This is a genomic window from Citrobacter sp. Cpo148, assembly GCF_030332375.1.
Lineage (GTDB): Bacteria > Pseudomonadota > Gammaproteobacteria > Enterobacterales > Enterobacteriaceae > Citrobacter > Citrobacter portucalensis.
The window spans coordinates 210551-230335 of sequence record NZ_JAOWHY010000043.1 but is presented as its reverse complement, the minus strand read 5'-3'; the positions used below and the strand labels follow the sequence as shown (position 1 = coordinate 230335).

Here is a 19785-nt window from a genome sequence, read left to right as displayed (position 1 = left end):
ATAATCAAAATTAACCAGTAATCTCTATCCTTCCTCGCCTTTTCCCACCCTTATAAAATCGATTATATAACCTTAGCGAGTTTTAAAATGATTAACCGTAAAGCCACTGCATTATCTCTGACTGCGATTAGCATTTTATTTTCATCCGCTGTCTTTGCAGATGATTCAGGCAGCGTTAGCGACCAAATGACGGTAAAACTGACCGTCGAAAAATCATGCAAGGTCAGCGTTGATGATATGGATTTTGGTTCACACGGTAGTAATGATGGGGCTGTTACAGCCTCTGCCAAAGCTTATGTAACCTGTACAAACGGCACAGGGTATATGCTCGGAACGGATAAAACTCACGATTTCGAAATGAGTTCTAACGACACCGCCGATGCAAAAAAAGTAGCCTATACCCTTTCTACCGATCATCCTGGCGGCACTTCTCTGGCTGATAACGGTATTTCAGCTATCGGTACCGGTGAACAGCAAGCATTGCCCATCTTCGGGAAAGTAACGGCAAATGCCCTGAAACAGGCCTCTGCTGGGGACTATACCGATACCGTTACATTAACAGTTACATATTGATTTAATTTAAAGGTGCAGCATATGAAACGATTTATTTTATGGGTTGGTGTTAGCGTCTTGAGCCTGGCCTGCACAATAAATTCATACGCTGCCACCTTGCAGGTGTACCCGGTCACCCTGGGATTCTGTGGTAAAGAATCAGCCCAGGCTATCTATGTACGTAACACGGGTAGCGCCACTATCGGGGCACAGATCCGTGTCTATGCGTGGAAACAGCAAAATAATAAAGACAACTTGACCGAGACCCAGGATGTAATGGTTAGCCCTCCTATGACCACAATCCCGGTCTCCCGCCAGCAATTGATCCGGGTTATCTTAGCAACGCCAGGTAGTGGTGATACCGAGCAGGCCTACCGTATTATCGTTGATGAACTCCCTGGTGAAAATAATATGGCTGATAAAGATGGGGTTCGTTTCTTGCTGCGTTACTCCATCCCGGTATTTGTTAATTGTAAAGATACCCAACCCGTCAGTAGTCAACTAGATGTATCAATCGATCGTTCAGTTCATCCATTAATGTTAAAAATAAAAAACAATGGTACCCAGCATGTTAAATTAAGCGATGTTTTTATTTTCTCTGGCAAGAAAAGTGTTGCCATGAGCAATGGATTACTCGGGTATGTATTACCGCATAGTGAAAAGGAATGGCCGTTACCGAATGGAATAACTACTGCGTCATCTTTATCACTTAATTTGAATGACAATGCTAAAACGCAGATCATTAACATTACACCTTAAATCCATTGTTGTTTTTTTATTGGTATGTCCTTCTGTCCAGTCAGCAGAAAATGAGACACTGTATCTGACTGCAACGATAAATGATCAACCAGTTAAGGGGTTTATCAAAGCCAAAAATAGCAATAATAAGATTTATATTGCTGCTCAAGATATGGATAAGCTTAACCTGAAAGTGTCATCCCTGCCGGAACAAAAGGGGTATTTTGATATCAGTTCACAAGATGGCCTCAGTGTTACCTTCGACAACCTGAATCAAAGCCTGATTATTACTGCCAGTAAAAACTGGCTCGACAGAGAAAGCCATCTTTCCAATAGCAATAGCTCGCGCCTTATCCGTATGTCCGAGTTATCACCTGAAGTGCGGGGTTTGGCACTTAACTACGATTTATTTGCCAGCAATGAAGACGGCGTACAAGAGACTTCAGCCTATAGCGAGTTTCGCACCTTTGGCGTTGGCCCCGGCTTTTTCTCGACCTCTTTTAACACACAGGAGTCGAGCAGCAACGAGGCACAAACAGGTACTCATCGCCTGATGAGCAGTTGGAACTACGAAAACGTGGATAAACTGCTCACACTCAGGATCGGCGATGGTTTTACATCCTCGCAATCATGGACAAATAGCGTTCGTTTTGGCGGCGTTAGCCTTGCGCATAACTACAGTACCCAACCCACCTTCAATACGTCATCGCAGGATATCCTGACCGATAGTGTTACGCTCCCATCCACGGTTGATCTGTACGTCAGAGGAATCAGAACCTCCTCGCAGAAAGTTCAGCCCGGACAATTTACGCTTAACACAGCGCCGATTTTTACCGGCAGCGAAGGTGCGCAGGTGGTCATCACCGATGTGAATGGTAAACAACGCGTGGTGGATTTGAATCTGTACGGCACCAACCAACTCCTTTCTGATGGCCTTACAACCTGGGGTATGAGCCTGGGTTGGGTACGTGAAGATTATACCTATCGTTCTTTTGCCTATGATCCACAACTGGTAGGTGTGGGCGACTGGCGTCACGGGCTGAACGACAGTACCACCATCGGCATGCATACCGAACAGAGTGGCAGCCTGCATAATCAAGGGATCGGTTGGGACTATTTGCTCTCTCCGTCACTGGGGACGCTACATGCCAACGCAGCCACCAGCCGTTATCAGGCCAATAGTGGCAACCAATGGGGTTCCGGCTGGCAGTGGAACAATCAGATTTTTAATTTCTCGCTCTCACACTCACAGGCCACTCGGGGATTTCGCGATATTTCATCTATAGCAGATAATGATATTGCCACCCGTGAAGATTCTGCATTTGCCAGCGTGTCGTTTGATATGACGGGCACTTTCGGTGCGAGTTGGGTCAGCCAGACATTCCCTGAGTATGCGGAACGCTATCTGGGATTATCCTGGTCAAAAAGTTTTGATAACCAGATCAACATTTCATCCAGCATCACACAAGCACTTGGCGACGATCACAACACTACCGTGTACGTCACGTTCAGTATTCCACTGTTCCGTCATCAGGATTACCTCTCAATCCAGGATAACCATGATAAAGACGGAAATTCCGTGCAAGCTAACCTAACGCGCTCACTGGAATCTAATAAACCGGGCTGGGGTTGGAATCTCTCTGCACAACAAGGTAAGAATAGAAGCATCCATGCAAGCCTCCAGCGCCGCAACACCTGGAGCGATCTGGCGTTAGGCTATAATCGTGATGAACAACAAAATAACTACTACGGTTCAATGACCGGTGCCGTAGGTTTGTTTATGGGGCACTTTTACGCCACCCGCGAATTGGGTAGCGCTTTCGCCCTCGTAGATACGGCTAAGGTACCGAATGTGCCGGTTTATCTCGAACATCGCCCTGTTGGCCATACGGATAGTAATGGCATGCTGTTTCTGAACAACCTTAATCCGTACCAGGCAAACCATATCGACATCGATCCTCTTAGTCTCGATGAAGATTATCGCGCCCCCTACACTAATGAAATCCTGATCCCGCAAACCGGGCGCGGTGCCGTCGCCAATTTTAACATTTATCGCACACATGCCGTTCTGTTAACCGTCACTATGCGTGATGGTAAAAATGTGCCCTTCTCCGCAAAAGTTAGCGTGCAGGATACTCATGGACAGACGCCCAGTCAGGGCACCCCACAAACCATTGTTGGTTATGAAGGTAAAATTTATCTGGAAGATCCCCCGACAGGCGGAACGCTGAACGTTCAGTGGGCATCTAACTCTTGTTCGCTAAAACTGCCATCACAATTTAACTCTTCTCATTCGGTGGAGAAAATAAACGCACTATGTCAGTAACTCGTTCCCTTTGGTTTATCGCCCTTTTTGTGGTGATGATGTTTAAATTCAGCCCAGTAGCCGAGGCCGCTAACTGCTGGAATGGTAGCCCTGCTGGACTGGATTTTGGTACTGTCACCCCCGGACAAACTGAGACAACCGCAACCCGACTTTCGTTTACCTGTAATAATTACGACGGTCAGGCCGAGTATGTCCGCGCCTGTCTAAAGGTTATGGCGAACAATCCGCTGGCGATGAGCCAGAACGAACCTTCAAGTACCCCGCTCTATTTTTCGGTCTACTCGATTTACAATCAACATTCACCGCTGAGTCAAAACAACAACGTGTATGCTCAAATCGATTTTGCTTTATCTACAGGCGGAAGCGCTGAACATGACATACCGCTTATCGGCAAGATAAACCCCGGTCAGACTAATGTCAGCGCCGGGATATACTATGATTACGCCACAGCAATCCAAATTACATACACCTCAGCCAGTTCATTACAAGCGCTCCCGGCCTGTGGCACCCTGAATGGTACAACAATTACTGACCAGATTAGCGCCTCTGCCACGGTGAAAAACGGCTGTGAAGTTGTCAACGTGGATGATATGGCATTCGGCAGCAAGAGCCCCGCTCAGAGCGATTTGCTACAGGCGACATCCACGGCGAATATTACTGTCCAGTGCCCAACCGGGACGGATTATTCCGTCAGCATCGGTCATGGTCTGCACCCCAAGGGGAACCAGCGTTCAATGTGTCATAACGGTGAGTGCGTAAACTATGCGCTGTATCAGGATGCAGCACACTCCATGGAATGGACGCAGGGCAATCCGGAAAAACAGTATTCCGCTGATGGGCAAGCGCAGAGCCTGGTGGTTTACGGCTCCGTCCCAGCGCAGAAATGGCCATCACCAGGGGGTTATACTGACACTGTAGTGATTACGTTAACTTATTAACTCACAGATTTTTCGGTCAGTGAGCCAATGCGCAGGGTGTTTTTTTGCAATGACGCCCTGTCACGCTATGTGCACGAAAACACGCTGCAATTACACAGGGAAAAATCAATCAGCCAAAAAGTTAAACACATATAAATCAGTAAGATAATAAACTTAAGGATCAGGGTATGGCAGCTATTAATGTGTGCCTGTTTATGCCCCAATTTGCCTCCAAAATCACGCCCTCAAGTAGGGTAAAACCGCTCCATAACCACACAGATCATTCATTCCTCTCATTAACATATTTCCGTAGCTCATTTCGAGCCATCGCACATTGTTCAGTCTTTGAGTTGTTGTATGCCTGCCTTTTGCACATCATATTCTCATCACCGATTTGATCATTCGTACTTATAACCTTCAACTAATCAAATCTTACGTGATAAACAGTGCCCTCTCTTACGACTGCTTAGTGCCAGGAGCGGACATTCACTACTGAGTTTTCCTTGAAAAACAGGCCGGAAAACATCAAAGGTACAAAACGCTAATCTAAATGTATCATTTAGGTCTAGCCCGTTCACATTGAAAATTATCACCCCAATCACGCATTGCAAGTAAAACGGGTTTTAACGTGACTCCGAGCGGTGTGAGTTCATACTCCACTCTCGGTGGCACTTCTGCGTATACGGTACGGCTGATGATTCCATCGGCCTCCAGTTCGCGTAACTGTAGTGTAATCATACGACGAGTGGCGGTATCAATAAGCTTACACAGTTAGTTAAAGCGCTGTTTCCCATCCAGCAAATGAAAAAGGATTATCGGTTTCCATAACCCTCCAATAACACCAAGTGTGACCTCAACAGAACATCCGGTGCGCCGAGTGTTGTGCTGGCGGGGTATTTTTTTATCCGAAAGCTCATCAGTATCATTCATGTAACTTAGTCTCAAAATTGTGCGTACTTGATAGGTTAATACCTGGCAGTATAATAGATTTACTACGTTATGGAACGGGTATTCATAAGGTAGTCCTGACTATAATTGTCAAATTCCAAAGCCAATGTTCTTCGAATAATAATTTAATACCTTTGATGCTAATTATTGTCATCAATCAGGAGGTTTTATGAAAGCAATAGCTATTACACACTCAGGTGATCAAGGCTATAATCTTGATTACCTCCTTGATATTGATATATCCGTTCCGGTTGCTACTGGCCGCGATCTTCTAATTGAAGTGAAGGCTGTTGCCGTCAATCCCGCCGACGTAAAAATTCGCGCCTGGCATAATACCAATATGTCTCGCATATTAGGCTGGGATGCAGTCGGCATTGTTAAATCTGTTGGTGAAAACGTGATGCTTTTTAAACCAGGTGATGAGGTCTGGTATGCTGGAGCATTAACACGTCCGGGCTGCAACAGCGAATATCAACTGGTTGACGAGCGCATTGTAGCGCATAAGCCAACGTCAGTAAGTCGTGCTGCGGCCGCCGCCATGCCATTAACGAGCATTACCGCGTGGGAGCTACTGTTCGATCGTCTAGGCATTGTGGAAGGCGGCAACGCTGGCGATACACTATTGATTGTTGGCGCGGCTGGTGGCGTGGGTTCCATGCTCACGCAACTGGCCCGTCAATTAACAAAAATGACTGTTATCGGCACCGCCTCCAGACCTGAAAGTAAGGAATGGGTAAGAAAGATCGGTGCGCATGAAGTGATTGATCATAGTAAACCACTTGATGAAGAGTTGGCCCGTATCGGTATTAATGACGTCACCCATGTAGCAAGTTTGACGAATACAGACGAGCACTATCCAGAATATCTCAAGATTATCGCACCGCAAGGAAAATTAGGTATTGTAGATGATCCTGAATATATCGATGCGGTTCCATTGAAAGGGAAGTGTATATCGCTGCATTGGGAAGCGATGTTTGTACGTTCAATATTTGAAACAGAAGACATGATCTGTCAACATTTATTACTTAGCAGAGTCGCAGACTTAGTGGATAGCGGCGTAATTCAGACTACACAAAGCGAACATTTCGGTAAAATTAATGCAGAGAACCTGCGTAAAGCCCATAAAAAAATAGAAACTGGCAGGATGATCGGAAAAATTGTTCTTGAGAACTTTTAATACGCTCCCTCTTTTGTAAATATCAAACTCTTTAAGGTCAAGATATGAAATGCTATAAATTAACCGGTCATTCCAGCCCTGCATTGAAACTTGAAACTGTCGCAACCAGCGCGCCGGGTCCCGGACAAGTCGCTATTGCCATTAAGGCCGTATCCTTAAACTACCGTGACCTGATCGTCACCGAGCATGCCAAAGACAGTGTTCCCGTGTCTGACGGAGCCGGTGTGATTGTTGAAGTGGGCGAAGGAGTGACGGACTATCAGGTGGACGACCGCGTTGTCATTGGCTTTATGCCAGACTGGGTAGACGGTAGCTATTCTGAGGCGAAGAAAGCCTCATCACTGGGTGGCCCTGGCGTTGATGGTGTCTTAACTGAGCGCTTTATTGCCTCCACCACCGGTATCTGCCGCATTCCTGATAGCCTCTCTTTTGAAGAGGCTGCAACCCTACCTTGTGCCGCGGTTACCGCATGGTCCGCGCTGTTTGAGCATGGTACGCTAACGCCAGGAAGTACTATTCTGCTCCAGGGTACAGGTGGCGTATCGATTTTTGCCCTGCAAATGGCCAAGCTGGCGGGCTACCGGGTTATCATCACCTCCAGTTCTGATGAAAAGCTGTCCAGAGCCCGTGAGCTTGGCGCCGATGAGACCATCAACTATAAAAAGACGCCAGAATGGGCAAATGAAGTGCTGAAACTGACTAATGGTAAGGGGGTTGACCTTTCTGTTGACGTGACCGGACCCGCTACGCTTAATTTAACCACGAAGGCCACGCGGTTTGGTGGTCGAATTTCACTGATTGGCGTGCTTTCCGGGTTCAATGGTTCCATCGATATTGGCATCCTGGAAAAGCGCATTACGCTACAGGGCATCTATGTTGGACCGGTATCGACGCTAGAAAAAATCGCTTGTTCTGGTATCAAGCCCTATGTAGACCGGATATTTACCTTTGAAGAGGCCGAATTAGCTTATCAGACGCTAAAGAGAGGACAGCATTTCGGTAAGGTAGTCCTCCGATTCTGATGGGGCCAGGAACGGTATGTTTGTAGACAACTGGATAGTAGATAACGTGTTGGTGTGTACTATCCGCTATGCGCGAAAAATTGGTTATGTTTTTTCCTACTGCGGACACGCTTCCAATTCTAGCAATTTTGTTAGTCGTGTCCGCTTTTCGCTCACAGCGGACCTTGCGGCGCTTCACTAGATGCCATGAAACGGGCATTTCAGTAGTAGTTTGGGCTGTGTTCAAACTCACCCCCCCCTTTGTGATACGATATTTGCTTTAGATTGTCACATGGGATCAGATTTTGAATTCATACATTTTCCTTGCCGGGGCCATCTTAGCTGAAGTCATAGGTACAACCCTGATGAAGTTCTCTGACGGATTCACACGCCTATGGCCATCTGTAGCAACTATTGTGTGCTACTGCACAGCCTTTTATCTTCTCTCCCAAACTCTGTCGACCATTCCAACGGGTATTGCATACGCAATTTGGTCAGGTGCTGGAATCGTATTAATCAGTCTTTTGGGCTGGTTGGTAAGTGGGCAAAAGCTAGATTTTCCGGCGATCGCAGGTATGCTTCTTATTTGTGCTGGGGTTCTGGTTATTAATATTTTTTCAAAATCCTCCCCACATTGATCCTCTTATCTTGCTCGAGTAGGAAAGTGCATATGAAAATACCAATACTCCATACGGAACGCTTGCTGTTAAAACCATTACAAGCCGAAGATGTCTCGCAGATTCAGGTGCTTTATCCCCGCTGGGAGATAGTTCGCTATATGGTCTCCTCAGTACCCTGGCCCTATCCTGACAACGGTGCGGAGAATTACGTCAATAACGTTGCCCTGCCTGATGTGGATAAAGGGATTGCGTGGATCTGGACTATCAGATTCCGTGAGGCCCCTGACGATCTCATAGGTTTAATATGCCTTTATGACGTTGAGGATAATAACCGTGGATTTTGGTTAGCTCCGGAATATCAGGGGCAGGGTTTTATGCGTGAAGCCAGTAATGTCGCTACGGATTACTGGTTTAATACGTTAAATAAGACTGTATTGCGTGCGCCGAAAGCCTCTCTTAATGTCCGTTCCAAACGTATTTCAGACAGTAGCGGCATGCGGCTTATCAAAACGGAAAAGAAAGAGTATGTCAGCGGTTTGCTGGATTCTGAACTTTGGGAAATCACGCGCGACGAATGGAACGCTCGTCAGGTTGGTTAAAATAAATTATGGAATGTCCATAACCGAACCGCAGAGAATTTCTATTTTTGCCCTGCACCAATGGCAAGTTTATTAATCCTGCAGTTGCGATCATAATAAATAGATACGCAGCGAAGCCCGTCACTCGCGGGCAACATGAGTAATACTATCTTATTTGAGGATTCTGGCATGGCCCCCTTTCATCAACTGACTGCCACCAGTTTGCATGGCCAGCCCATCTGTATGGCCGACTACGCTGGCAAACTGGTTCTGGTGGTTAATACCGCCAGCCATTGTGGTTTCACTCCACAATATGCAGGCCTCGAAGCGCTCTACAAGAAGTACGCCGCGCAGGGTCTGGTGGTGCTTGGTTTTCCCTGCAACCAGTTCGGTAACCAGGAGCCCGGTGGAGCCGACGAAATCGCGCAAACCTGTCACATCAACTACGGTGTGAGCTTCCCGATGTTTGAGAAAGTGGAAGTCAACGGTGCCGCTACGCATCCGGTATTTCGTTACCTGAAAGACGAATTACCCGGCGTGCTGGGTGGGCGGATCAAGTGGAATTTTACTAAGTTCCTGATCGGGCGTGACGGCAAGCCGCTTAAGCGATTTGCCCCCTTCACTACCCCAGAGAAAATAGAAACCACCATCCTTACATTGCTTAAAGTCTGAGCGCCTCTGTAATTCAAACCGTCCCTGGTATGCCCCAGTTCGCTGTCTGAATAAAAAACACGCTGCAAAATCAACAAAATATAATCAACTTGCTTAATTACTCTGCAATCGCGTGAGATCAGGAAGAAAAATGCTATTTCCCTCTTGCCTCATTCGGTCTGTGCCGCTAATATTCGTCCCCGTTGTCACCTACAACGTTGCGTTCATAGCTCAGTTGGTTAGAGCACCACCTTGACATGGTGGGGGTCGTTGGTTCGAGTCCAATTGAACGCACCATTTTGCGTCCGTAGCTCAGTTGGTTAGAGCACCACCTTGACATGGTGGGGGTCGGTGGTTCGAGTCCACTCGGACGCACCAAATCATATCCCTTTGATTTGGTGCTATTTCACTTCAAAACTATCTTTTTATCTTCAGTTTGTATCCGTCAGTTTTATCATTTCCCATGATGATTCAATAGCACTGCGCTAAATCATTCTAAATTCCATGCTCAACGCGTATCATTCATCTTCTTCGCATAATGTCATTCGCCAGAGATCGGATACCATGCCCTCTTCCATCTTCCTGTTAGCCGCAGGCAGTTTGCGCCCTGCATTTACGCCACTGATAAGCCAGTTCACGCGCATGAGTGGAATAGACGTTAAGGTTGAATATGGTCCGGCCGGTTTATTGCGTGAACGTATTGAAGCGGGAGAACCGTGTGCGCTCTTTGCCTCGGCCAACAGGGAACATCCGCAAAACCTGTTAGCACGTAATATAGCCGTCTCTACGCACACTTTTTGCTGGAACAAACTGAGCCTGGTCAGCAACCGAACCGGTGTCTGGCTGGATTTACTCCGCGACCCAACGCTGCGACCAGGTACATCAACGCCCGGCTGTGACCCTTCCGGAGACTATACCTGGGCATTTTTCGACAATATGGATGTACTGGAGCCAGGACTCGGGCAACAGCTTCGGACGCGCGCAATCCCGCTGGTGGGTGGTCGTGATACGGTAAAAATCCCGCAAGGAGAACTGGCGAGCGCCTGGATCCTGCGCCAGGGACTGGCCGATCTGTTTATCGGTTACGCGCATTACGCACACGCGCTGCGCGCAATGCCCGACGTACATTACGTGGCTATTCCCGATGAGCACAATATTCGCTGCGAATACCAACTGGCGGTGCTTGATGCATCCAATGAAGTCATGGCGCTGGTTGATTTCATACTCTCCCGCGGCGGGCAGGAATTTCTTAGCGCCGCAGGATTCTTAACGCTTAACGACGAATAGAAAACAACGGTGCGATAAATGGCGTCTGGTAGTTCTCCACGCTGAGTTTTCTCAGCGTTAAGCCATAGGCCAGGAATAAATTCTCCTCCGTCACAATGCTGTTCGTGGGCCCTGCCCGCCATTTTCCTTCAGGGAGTAGCAGCAAAGTATGGGAAGCAACCTGTAACGCATGAAGCGGATCGTGAGTCGAAAAGAGAATACTGCATCCCTGTTGATGGGCCAGATCGCTGATGAGCTGCAGCACCACCTGCTGATTGGCGAGATCCAGCGCGGAACACGGTTCATCCAGTAACAGCGTTTGACACTCCGTCACCAAAGCCCGGGCAATCATCACCAACTGTTGCTGCCCGCCAGAAAGTGAGCCAAATGAGCTGGAGGCGAGATGCGCGATATTCAACTGCTCTAACGCCTGCATTGCTCTTTTTTGATCCTGCGGACTGGGTTGCGCAAACAGCTTCACGTGCTGTGCTCGCCCCATCAACACCACGTCGCTGACCGTGTACGGAAACGGCAGATGGCTATGCTGTGCCACAATCCCTATCCCACCGTTATTTTCAATATTCCCGCCTAAAGCAGGCAGCGTGCCGGTTAACGTATCGAGCAGTGTACTTTTACCCAGGCCGTTGCGTCCCAGCACGGCCCAGATCTCACCTTTCTGGCAACAGAACGTTAGCGGCTCAAATAGCGGCGTACGATACCCATAAGTAAGCTGATTTACACGCAGTGCGGCAGGTATCATGATTTCTCCCGACGGCTGGTACGAATGAGTAAGAAAGCAAACAACGGCGCGCCGAACAATGCAGTAATAATCCCCAACGGGATCTCCGCGTGCATCAGGGTGCGAGCAATATCGTCCACCACAATCATAAATCCGCCCCCCAACCAGAAGGCGCACGGTAGTAAACGACGATGATCAACCCCCACCAGCAAACGCGCCAGATGCGGAATCACTAATCCAACCCAGGCAATACTGCCGCTGACCGCCACCTGAGCAGCGACCAAAAATGCGCAGCACACCAAAACGCTGCGTCGCAGAGGAACCACCGCTACACCCAGTGCTCTGGCATCTTTGTCATTGAGCGACAACAGGTTTATCCGCCAGCGTAGCTGGTACAAAACCGTCGCGGCGATACCGACCGGAACCGCCAACAGCAGCACTTTATGCCAGTTGGCCGTCGCAAAGCTGCCAAGCAACCAGAACACAATATTAGGTAACGTCTCTTCGGTATCAGCCTGATACTGGATCAGGCTCACCAGCGCGGCAAAAAAACCGCTCAAAATGATACCCGACAGGATCAATACCAGCGTATTCTCCAGCCCCTGTAACGCAGCAATGGCATACACCAGGATCAACGCTGTCAGACCAAAGAAAAACGTTGATCCCATCATCAGCAAGGGCGAAAGACCGAGCAGGATGGCCAGTGTTCCACCAAAGGCCGCCCCCGACGTCACGCCGATAATATGCGGGTCGACCAGAGGGTTATGAAATACCCCTTGCAGCGTCGCACCGCATAATCCAAGCGCGCCCCCCGCCAGCAGTGCCATCAGAATACGCGGTAGCCTGACCGTCCAGATAACCTGGCTGCCTATTCCTTCAGCGTCGCTATAGTGCGTCAGGTGGTAAAACACTTCGCTTAACGACAGCGGATACTGTCCGAGGCATAGCGAACTGACGCCCAGCAACAGGACCACAACGATTAAGAGCGGTTGCTGGGGCAAAATACGGTTACTTAGCTGCATCAGGCTGCCAGTTCACACGATAAAAACGTTGATAGTAGTCCTTGGCCTGCGCATCAACGTCCACGTTTTTATAGGCATCCGGATACAGTTTTTTGGCCATCCAAAGTTCACCGATCGCCAACGCTTCCGGCATCGGATAGCCCCAGGCTTTGGCATATTCAGGCATCAACCAGACGCGATGATTTTTCACCGCATCAATCCCCTGCCAGTTCGGATCGTTTTGGATCTGAGTTACCACCTGCGGATAGCGATCCTGGACAAAAATCACCTGCGGGTTCCACGCTAATATCTGCTCCAGCGCAACCTGACGGGCACCTTTCACACTGGCAGCCGCCACATTTAATCCCCCCGCGTGCTGCATCATCAATCCCGTGTACTTCCCGGAGCCGTAAGTCATCAGATCGGGGTTAGCCATATAAATACGGACTTTTTGTGCATCCGGGATTGTCGCAACCGGCGCATTGAATTTTGCCCGCGCGGTAAAAACGTAGTCGATTAACGTTTCGGCCTGCGGTTTGCGCCCAACCACGTCCGCAATCAGGCGAATACCCTGCTTCAACCCTTCGTTGTAGACCTGCTCTTCATCGGCCATGGTCGGGTTCATTTTATTCTGTTGCCCGGTGGCATCCTTGCGTAATGAGATAGCCACGACCGGAATACCGGCGTTCTGAATCTGCTGGATCATTTCCGCGGGCGCATAGTTGGCGACAAACACCACCTGCGGATGAATCGCCAACAGGCTTTCGATGTTCACGCTGGTGAGATCGCCCGGCGTCGGCAATGTAGTAATCGTCGGCATAAAGCGCGCAAATTCAGGCCCGAGCTGCTTTTTCCAGCTCGACATCACACCAACAATGTCCTGCTGGGCATTGAGCTGGACCAGAATATTCAACGTCTGGTGTTGCAGCACGACCACTTTGTCCACGTGGTCAGGAATCGTGACCTGTCGACCAAGCTGATCGGTGATCGTTCGGTCGGCCTGAGCAGAAAACGCAAACAACATGCTGGCGCAAACCAGCACAAAAGAGCGGAAATTTAACATGGGATACCATCTGAATAGAGGAGTAAAAACGATATGTATTAAATTATATAACGAGAGACCTGGCAACCCATTCGCGATAAATACCGCGCTACACACGAGGAAGATCAATTTATGCAACAATAATAAAGCCGACGGTGATGACGACCGTCGGCTTTGGGTAAATGACAACTAACGAATTACTTGGTTGCTGCTTTGATAATATCGAGCGCTTTGGCGAACTGATCCTGCGGAATTGTCAGCGGGTAAAGGAAACGAATAACGTTGCCATACTGACCGCAGGTCAGCAGCAGTAATCCTTGCTCAAGGGCTTTCTTCTGCACGCGTTGTGCGGCGGCAGCGTTGGGTTCTCCTGTCGCTGCATCACAGAATTCAGCAGCAATCATAGAGCCTAAACCTCGCACTTCGGCCAGTTCAGGACACCCTGCTTGCGCGTCTGTCAGAGCGGCGCGCAGCTGTTCGCCGAGAGCCGCCGCACGCTGGCATAGCTGCTCATCACGAATGATATCCAGCACCGCATGGGCCGCTGCAATCGACAGCGGGTTTCCGGCGTAGGTTCCCCCCAGACCACCCGGCGCAGGCGCGTCCATAATTTCGGCTTTGCCCACGACTCCTGACAACGGCATGCCGCCCGCAAGGCTTTTCGCCATGGTCATCAGGTCCGCTTTATCGGCGTAATGATCCATCGCAAACAGCTGACCCGTACGGGCAAACCCGCTTTGTACTTCATCAGCGATCATCACGATGCCATGCTCGTCGCAAATACGGCGGATGGCAGCCACAAATTCTGGCGGTGCCACCACGAAGCCCCCTTCGCCCTGGACGGGTTCGAAAATAATCGCCGCAACCTGGGTTGGATCGATATCGGCTTTAAACAGACGCTCAATCGCTTTTAGGGAATCCGCCGTGGAAATGCCCTGCAATTCAGAAGGATATGGCGCATGGTAAACAGAGCCTGGGAACGGACCGAAACCTTTTTTATAGGGTGCCACCTTGCCGGTTAACGCCATCGTCATGTAAGTACGCCCATGAAAACCACCGCCAAATGCGATAACGCCAGGACGGCCGGTATGCGCGCGCGCAATTTTCACCGCGTTTTCTACCGCTTCAGCCCCGGTAGTGAAGAATGTGGTTTTACGCTTGCCGTCGATTGGCGCAACGGCGTTGATTTTCTCAGCTAAAGACACATAGCTTTCGTACGGGACAATCTGAAAAGCCGTATGGGTAAAAGCCTGAAGTTGCGCTTCGACTGCCTGCACCAGGCGAGGATGGCGGTGTCCGGTGTTCAGCACGGCAATCCCGGCGGCAAAATCGATGTACTGATTGCCTTCGATATCGGTAATTGTGCTGTTTTCTGCCGACTGGGCATAAAAATCACACATCACACCCACTCCACGCGGGGTGGCATCCAGACGACGTTGTTGCAGGTTTTTATTGTTCATTCTCTACACCTTGTCCATTAATACATTTCGGTTGAATTACCCTTTAAATTTAGACGCCGTCTGGTACTTTAATCGAGAGCCAAATCGTTTTATTTTAAGGATCCAAATGCGTTCACTTGCCGGAGATGTGATCAAGCATGCATTTAATCAGCAGACTGACGAAAAACTACATCGCCGTCTGTATGCCGCCATTTGTAGTTGCATCCTCGAAGGTAGCCTGAAACCGGCTACCCGAATGCCTCCGTCGCGTGACCTGGCAGGAGAGCTGACGCTATCGCGCAATACCGTCCTGCGGGTGTACGAACAGTTGCAAGCTGAAGGGTATATTTCCGCGCGCACCAGCAGCGGCACATTTGTGACCGACAGCGTGCTGGACAATCTCGACCTGCGTCCTGACAAAGAGCCTGTTGCTGCCGCTCTGGAAGATCACACCCGCTTATCCGCCCGCTGCCTTGAGCTGCTGGGTCATGCCAGCGCCAGTCCCCGTCAGTGGGGGGCATTTATTCCAGGCGTACCTGATGTAGAGCATTTCCCGCACCGGGTGCTCAAGAAAATTCAGGACAGGCTGGCAAGACGACTGCGCCCGGAGTATCTCACTTACGATGCCACAGGCGGCGTGAATGAGCTAAAAGAAGCACTGGCAGACTATCTGCGCACCGCTCGCGGCGTACGGTGCTCACCGGAGCAAATTCTGATTACTGAAGGTATTCACCAGGCCCTGGATCTGGTGACCCGGACTTTATGCAACCCCGGCGATCACGCCTGGATTGAGGAACCGGGCTACTGGGGAATCAAAAATATTCTGCGCATCAATGCCGTTAATTTTTCGGCTATCCCGGTTGATGAACAAGGCATGGTCCCGCCGGATGCAGGTGAAACACCGCCAAAACTTATTTTTGTGACACCGTCACATCAATACCCGCTCGGTTCGGTAATGAGTCTGAGCCGCCGCCGGCAACTTCTCTTTCGCGCACGTGAAACGCGAAGTTGGATAGTGGAAGATGATTACGACAGTGAGTTCCGCTTTTCCGGCCAGCCGATTCCCTCTTTGCAGGGGCTGGAAGAAGAGACACCGGTCATTTACATCGGGACATTCAGTAAGACACTCTATCCCGCACTGCGACTCGGGTATGTCGTGCTACCTAAATCGTTAGCCGCTCCGCTGAAAAAGGTTCATAACGACCTCTATCGTGGTGGGCATCTGTTGATTCAGGCCGCACTGGCGGAGTTTATTCGCGAGGGTTATTACGCGGCACACATTCGGAAAATGCGTCAGCTATACAGTCGTCGTCGCCAGATGCTGGTAGAGCTTATCAGCCGCCAACTTGGTGAACATTTTCTTGGTTCTTTCAGCAGCAACGCCGGGCTGCATATGATCTTACAGTTACCCGACGGGAGCGATGATACGGCCATTGCCCAACAGGCGAATGCGCAAGGGTTGTTGGTGCGCCCGCTGTCACGCTACTACGTGAATGAAGAGAAACGCAGCGGCCTGTTGCTGGGATTTGCCAGTATCGAAGAAAATGAAATGACGGCGGCGTTTACCCGACTCGCGGATATTATCAGGGTAAACACCGTGTAAGCACTGCCGGATGACGGTGCAAGCACCTTCTCCGGCAAACTGTTTAATGTGACGCTTTTTTAACGCCAGCCAGGTCTTCCTGGCTTACTTCGTCATTCCCTTCACCCCAGCTTTTACGCACGTAGTTGATCACGTCGCGCATTTCGTTGTCGCTTAACAAGCCACCGTAGGCAGGCATCTTAAAGGAGACGCTGCCACGCGTTGTCGGTGTTTCTGCGCCGTGGGCAATCACTCTGAACAGCGGTGTCGGGTCATCAACCATCACCAGTGGATTGTTAACTAAAGAAGGCGCGTTATCATCCGTACCTTTCCCTTCCAGACCGTGACAAGTTGAACAGTAGCGGTTATAGGTCACTTTGCCCGCCTCAGGTGAATTCGACCAGGATGCTGTAGTCGCCGCAGCACGTACCGTTTCAGGCTTCGCACTTTTCAGGCTCAACAGATATTGGGCGATCGCCGTGGCATCTTCGTCGGTCAGATACTGTGTACTCTGCGTGACGACTTCAGCCATCGAACCTGAAACCGCGGCATGCTTGCTTTTACCGGTCAGCAACAGCGATTTTAACTCCTGCTCAGACATACCGGTGCCGCGCAGCGACGGTGCATACCAGCCGTCAATCATCGCGCCGCTCAGGTATTCGGCATCAGCATTAGTATACGCTTTTTCGTTCATCGCCATGCCTCTCGGGGTATGGCATGAACCGCAGTGTCCGGGGCCTTCCACCAGATAAGCACCCCGTTTTACCAGGGCAGCATTATCATCCGTTTTCGCGCCCTCTACAGCCGTCACTGGCGCGTCGGTAAACAGCCAGTTCCAGATATGCAGCGGCCAGCGGGCGGAGAGTAGCCACGGAATAGCATTCTCTTTATTGGGCTGTGCTGACGGCGTGACGTCATGCATAAAATAGCTATACAGCGCCTTAACATCCTCGTCAGAAAGTTTTGCATACGAGGGATAAGACATAGCCGGATAGAGCGGATGACCATCTTTGGCAATCCCCTGCCGTACGGCTTTTTCAAAATCCTCGTAAGAATAATTTCCAATACCCTGCGTTTTGTCTGGGGTAATGTTGGTCGAATAAATATCCCCCACCGGAGTAGGAAACTTTTTGCCCCCCGCCATCGCCGCGCCACCTTCAGCGGTGTGACAGGCGACGCAGTCTGAAATTCGCGCGATGTATTCACCGTTAGATTCAGCAGCGGAAACCGAAGCAGTAAATAAACAGGCGGCGAGAATGGTTACATTACGCATAGATCACCCCATATCCTTGAGTTCATTAACCGCACGCCATGCCTGATCGATTGCCGTGTGGGCATAAGCACTCCAGTCAGAATCGGAGTTAGCGATGGCAATGCGACCGACTGGCTTACGCGCCCGTTCGATAATTTCTGGCATCTTATCCATATCATCGAACAGCGAGTTGGCGTAGTACGCATAGCCATGCGCCCAGCGGTTAACCGTAATGGCGGAAATATCGCGTTGATTATCAAATCCAGTTGAGCCAAACATCTCCTGCAACTGGGAGCGAATCATCTCCTCATGCGCGGCAAAAGTGGTCCCCAGCAAATAGGCTCGTCCCAGACGGAACTGTTCTCTGGCCGACAAGTTACTGCCCGGATAGGTCGGCACATAGACCATATGAATGACCATCGGATCGTCCGGGGAGGCCGGATGTTGATACCCACCAATACTGACCGGGTAGTCGAGCTTGACCCTGCTATAAGGTGCCGCCGGAGAATAAAACTCATGTACGCCAAGCTGTTTGAACGCCTGCCAGTTTTTGACCACCACGTTGGTGTACACCAGCGGTGCCTTCACGTTCAGTTTAAGATCCGCCTGCTGCTGTTCCGGCATCTCAGGCACCAGATACGGGATCATCATGTTATAGCCTGCCATGATGGTGTTCTTACCGCGCACACGGTGCATTTTACCGTCACGCAGATAGGTCACCGCCACGCCATCCTGCACGTTGGCCGCATTAATCACCGTGCTGTTCAGGCGAAGGCGCGTGGTGTTTTCCGGCAGATCCAGCTTTTCGTAATGTAGTCTGGCGAGGACAGAGTCTTCCATCGTGTTGCCCGGTAGCGCATCCGGCAGCATATATCTGACTAACAGGCGGGCTAACCCGGCGTTACCGTCCGGGAAGTGGTAAACATACGGCTCTTCGAGGTCGGCCAGCGACTCTCCGTCCAACGGCGGTAACCCCATCCCTTCCATGCCGGGTAAGGCGCACGCACGGGCATCGCTACAGGAAATACCTTCAATACCAATAGCAAAGAAGTCGTTGGAACGCTGCTGGAAATAGAGCAGCGCCATTTTGCTCAAACCAACTTTTGTTGCCAAAAATTCACTGTAGCTGTGGGTATCCAGCCATTCCATTTTCTCATCGACCGTCATCCCCGGCAGGTAATCACCGGGCCGGACGTGCAGGTCGATCAGCGCTTTTCTGTCGTTCTCACTTAGCGGAAAATCATTGATAAAGTCTTCAATTTTACGCCCATTGAGCCTGTCCGGCGGAATATCATCAGATACCGCGCGGCCCGGATCGCCGCTGACGATTTTTGTTTCGCCAAAATTCTTCTTGTCGAAGAAAACGCCGCGACTGAGCTGCCAGTCGGGGTAGAAGTTTACGTCAAAACTCTCTTTTAACCGCGTGACGCTGACGCCCACGGTTTCCATCAATTTTTGTACTTCAGGGCTGAAATTATGCGCAGGTGACTGGAATGCTTCGCTGCCACCATAACCGAGTAATTTCTTACCCGAGCTGGTAAATTCATTACGTTTGGCGTGTCCACCAAAGTCGTCATGGTTATCGAGGATCAGGATCCGGCTATTTTGCCCGGCAACTTGACGCCAAAAACAACCGGCAGCTAACCCGCTAATACCGCCACCCACAATCACCAGATCGTACTCTTCCTCAACGGGCAGAGCGTTTAAATCAAAATGTTTATGCTCGCGACCTAGCGCATGCGCCATTTCAAACGATCCAGGATGATTACCCCGCAGCCCCGTCAGCGCAGGAGGATAATAATTTCCATCTATAAATGCGTTTCCCTTTCCTGCCGCCCTGACCCACTCCAGCGGGGTAAGTCCCGCCGCAATAGTCACCGCGACGCCGTTGAGAAAATCACGTCTGGTAATTGCCATTAACTTTTTTCCTTATTGCTACACACTGCCTTTAATACG

At 49.9% G+C, this 19785-nt stretch carries 18 protein-coding genes and 2 tRNA genes; 13 read left to right on the top strand and 7 right to left on the bottom strand.

Annotation, left to right across the window (positions count from 1 at the left end):
* The first annotated feature begins 87 nt into the window (after positions 1-87).
* The 4 genes from OGY10_RS11030 to OGY10_RS11015 all read left to right on the top strand — a co-directional run bounded on the left by OGY10_RS11030 (position 88) and on the right by OGY10_RS11015 (position 4554).
* Positions 88-573: a Csu type fimbrial protein gene (locus tag OGY10_RS11030; RefSeq protein WP_003832728.1), complete on the top strand. Its 486-nt coding sequence runs from the start codon at positions 88-90 to the stop codon at positions 571-573.
* Positions 574-594: 21 nt separating this feature from the next.
* Positions 595-1311: a fimbrial biogenesis chaperone gene (locus tag OGY10_RS11025; protein ID WP_060682266.1), complete on the top strand. Its 717-nt coding sequence runs from the start codon at positions 595-597 to the stop codon at positions 1309-1311.
* Between the two features lie 151 nt (positions 1312-1462).
* Positions 1463-3616, top strand: coding sequence for a fimbria/pilus outer membrane usher protein (locus OGY10_RS11020; protein WP_249418627.1), 2154 nt, complete (start codon positions 1463-1465; stop codon positions 3614-3616).
* On the top strand, positions 3607-4554 hold the full coding sequence (locus tag OGY10_RS11015; RefSeq protein WP_191226067.1) for a Csu type fimbrial protein: 948 nt from the start codon (positions 3607-3609) through the stop codon (positions 4552-4554). The genes OGY10_RS11020 and OGY10_RS11015 overlap by 10 nt, the downstream gene beginning before the upstream one ends.
* 534 nt (positions 4555-5088) lie before the next feature.
* Here the strand turns inward: OGY10_RS11015 and OGY10_RS23780 are convergent.
* Positions 5089-5292 carry a winged helix-turn-helix transcriptional regulator gene (locus OGY10_RS23780; protein ID WP_502873679.1) on the bottom strand — a complete coding sequence of 68 codons (204 nt, stop codon included), beginning with the start codon at positions 5290-5292 and terminating at the stop codon, positions 5089-5091.
* Positions 5293-5650: 358 nt separating this feature from the next.
* Here OGY10_RS23780 and OGY10_RS11005 point away from each other — a divergent pair, with 358 nt between their 5' ends.
* From OGY10_RS11005 to OGY10_RS10970, 8 genes are all read left to right on the top strand, one after another.
* Positions 5651-6658, top strand: a complete 1008-nt coding sequence (locus OGY10_RS11005) for a zinc-binding alcohol dehydrogenase family protein (RefSeq protein ID WP_284878852.1) — start codon at positions 5651-5653, stop codon at positions 6656-6658.
* 44 nt (positions 6659-6702) lie between these two features.
* The gene (locus OGY10_RS11000) at positions 6703-7680 is read left to right on the top strand and encodes a zinc-dependent alcohol dehydrogenase family protein (RefSeq protein WP_191226070.1); all 978 of its coding nucleotides are present in this window, start codon (positions 6703-6705) and stop codon (positions 7678-7680) included.
* A 284-nt stretch (positions 7681-7964) separates the two neighbouring features.
* Positions 7965-8297 (top strand): EmrE family multidrug efflux SMR transporter, encoded by a 333-nt coding sequence (locus OGY10_RS10995; RefSeq protein WP_071992543.1) that lies wholly within the window; start codon positions 7965-7967, stop codon positions 8295-8297.
* A gap of 32 nt (positions 8298-8329) precedes the next feature.
* Positions 8330-8878 carry a GNAT family N-acetyltransferase gene (locus OGY10_RS10990; RefSeq protein WP_191226071.1) on the top strand — a complete coding sequence of 183 codons (549 nt, stop codon included), beginning with the start codon at positions 8330-8332 and terminating at the stop codon, positions 8876-8878.
* Positions 8879-9046: 168 nt separating this feature from the next.
* Positions 9047-9529: a glutathione peroxidase gene (locus tag OGY10_RS10985; RefSeq protein WP_071446924.1), complete on the top strand. Its 483-nt coding sequence runs from the start codon at positions 9047-9049 to the stop codon at positions 9527-9529.
* 199 nt (positions 9530-9728) lie between these two features.
* Positions 9729-9805 (top strand) — tRNA-Val (locus tag OGY10_RS10980).
* Between the two features lie 4 nt (positions 9806-9809).
* Positions 9810-9886 (top strand) — tRNA-Val (locus OGY10_RS10975).
* 186 nt (positions 9887-10072) lie between these two features.
* Positions 10073-10795, top strand: a complete 723-nt coding sequence (locus tag OGY10_RS10970) for a substrate-binding domain-containing protein (RefSeq protein WP_191226072.1) — start codon at positions 10073-10075, stop codon at positions 10793-10795.
* Here OGY10_RS10970 and OGY10_RS10965 read toward each other — a convergent pair.
* The 4 genes from OGY10_RS10965 to puuE form a co-directional block, all read right to left on the bottom strand.
* Positions 10782-11534 carry an ABC transporter ATP-binding protein gene (locus OGY10_RS10965; RefSeq protein ID WP_071446922.1) on the bottom strand — a complete coding sequence of 251 codons (753 nt, stop codon included), beginning with the start codon at positions 11532-11534 and terminating at the stop codon, positions 10782-10784. The genes OGY10_RS10970 and OGY10_RS10965 overlap by 14 nt on opposite strands.
* Positions 11531-12535 (bottom strand): FecCD family ABC transporter permease, encoded by a 1005-nt coding sequence (locus OGY10_RS10960; protein ID WP_128611917.1) that lies wholly within the window; start codon positions 12533-12535, stop codon positions 11531-11533. The genes OGY10_RS10965 and OGY10_RS10960 overlap by 4 nt, the downstream gene beginning before the upstream one ends.
* Complete coding sequence (locus tag OGY10_RS10955) at positions 12522-13577, bottom strand: ABC transporter substrate-binding protein (protein WP_284878855.1); 1056 nt, start codon at positions 13575-13577, stop codon at positions 12522-12524. Before OGY10_RS10955 ends, OGY10_RS10960 begins: the two co-directional genes overlap by 14 nt.
* A 176-nt stretch (positions 13578-13753) precedes the next feature.
* A complete protein-coding gene (gene puuE / locus OGY10_RS10950; RefSeq protein WP_191226074.1) occupies positions 13754-15016 on the bottom strand; it encodes a 4-aminobutyrate transaminase in 1263 nt (420 codons plus the stop codon).
* Positions 15017-15122: 106 nt separating this feature from the next.
* Between puuE and pdxR the strand changes: the two genes are divergently transcribed.
* Complete coding sequence (gene pdxR / locus OGY10_RS10945) at positions 15123-16598, top strand: MocR-like pyridoxine biosynthesis transcription factor PdxR (RefSeq protein WP_191226075.1); 1476 nt, start codon at positions 15123-15125, stop codon at positions 16596-16598.
* A gap of 43 nt (positions 16599-16641) precedes the next feature.
* Here pdxR and OGY10_RS10940 read toward each other — a convergent pair whose 3' ends face one another.
* Both OGY10_RS10940 and OGY10_RS10935 read right to left on the bottom strand, forming a co-directional pair.
* Positions 16642-17850: a cytochrome c gene (locus tag OGY10_RS10940; protein ID WP_286576745.1), complete on the bottom strand. Its 1209-nt coding sequence runs from the start codon at positions 17848-17850 to the stop codon at positions 16642-16644.
* 3 nt (positions 17851-17853) lie between these two features.
* Positions 17854-19746, bottom strand: coding sequence for an NAD(P)-binding protein (locus tag OGY10_RS10935; RefSeq protein ID WP_008784633.1), 1893 nt, complete (start codon positions 19744-19746; stop codon positions 17854-17856).
* Positions 19747-19785: the final 39 nt, after the last annotated feature.

What these genes read in the sequence shown, in the direction of transcription:
- OGY10_RS11020 (WP_249418627.1), top strand. Translation starts at nt 1,463, where the DNA reads ATGGATAAGCTTAACCTGAAAGTGTCATCCCTGCCGGAACAAAAGGGG.
- OGY10_RS11025 (WP_060682266.1), top strand. Translation starts at nt 595, where the DNA reads ATGAAACGATTTATTTTATGGGTTGGTGTTAGCGTCTTGAGCCTGGCC.
- OGY10_RS10970 (WP_191226072.1), top strand. Translation starts at nt 10,073, where the DNA reads ATGCCCTCTTCCATCTTCCTGTTAGCCGCAGGCAGTTTGCGCCCTGCA.
- OGY10_RS10985 (WP_071446924.1), top strand. Translation starts at nt 9,047, where the DNA reads ATGGCCCCCTTTCATCAACTGACTGCCACCAGTTTGCATGGCCAGCCC.
- OGY10_RS11000 (WP_191226070.1), top strand. Translation starts at nt 6,703, where the DNA reads ATGAAATGCTATAAATTAACCGGTCATTCCAGCCCTGCATTGAAACTT.
- OGY10_RS11005 (WP_284878852.1), top strand. Translation starts at nt 5,651, where the DNA reads ATGAAAGCAATAGCTATTACACACTCAGGTGATCAAGGCTATAATCTT.
- OGY10_RS10940 (WP_286576745.1), bottom strand. Translation starts at nt 17,850, where the DNA reads ATGCGTAATGTAACCATTCTCGCCGCCTGTTTATTTACTGCTTCGGTT.
- OGY10_RS10960 (WP_128611917.1), bottom strand. Translation starts at nt 12,535, where the DNA reads ATGCAGCTAAGTAACCGTATTTTGCCCCAGCAACCGCTCTTAATCGTT.
- OGY10_RS10990 (WP_191226071.1), top strand. Translation starts at nt 8,330, where the DNA reads ATGAAAATACCAATACTCCATACGGAACGCTTGCTGTTAAAACCATTA.
- OGY10_RS10955 (WP_284878855.1), bottom strand. Translation starts at nt 13,577, where the DNA reads ATGTTAAATTTCCGCTCTTTTGTGCTGGTTTGCGCCAGCATGTTGTTT.
- OGY10_RS10935 (WP_008784633.1), bottom strand. Translation starts at nt 19,746, where the DNA reads ATGGCAATTACCAGACGTGATTTTCTCAACGGCGTCGCGGTGACTATT.
- OGY10_RS11030 (WP_003832728.1), top strand. Translation starts at nt 88, where the DNA reads ATGATTAACCGTAAAGCCACTGCATTATCTCTGACTGCGATTAGCATT.
- OGY10_RS11015 (WP_191226067.1), top strand. Translation starts at nt 3,607, where the DNA reads ATGTCAGTAACTCGTTCCCTTTGGTTTATCGCCCTTTTTGTGGTGATG.
- OGY10_RS10965 (WP_071446922.1), bottom strand. Translation starts at nt 11,534, where the DNA reads ATGATACCTGCCGCACTGCGTGTAAATCAGCTTACTTATGGGTATCGT.
- pdxR (WP_191226075.1), top strand. Translation starts at nt 15,123, where the DNA reads ATGCGTTCACTTGCCGGAGATGTGATCAAGCATGCATTTAATCAGCAG.
- puuE (WP_191226074.1), bottom strand. Translation starts at nt 15,016, where the DNA reads ATGAACAATAAAAACCTGCAACAACGTCGTCTGGATGCCACCCCGCGT.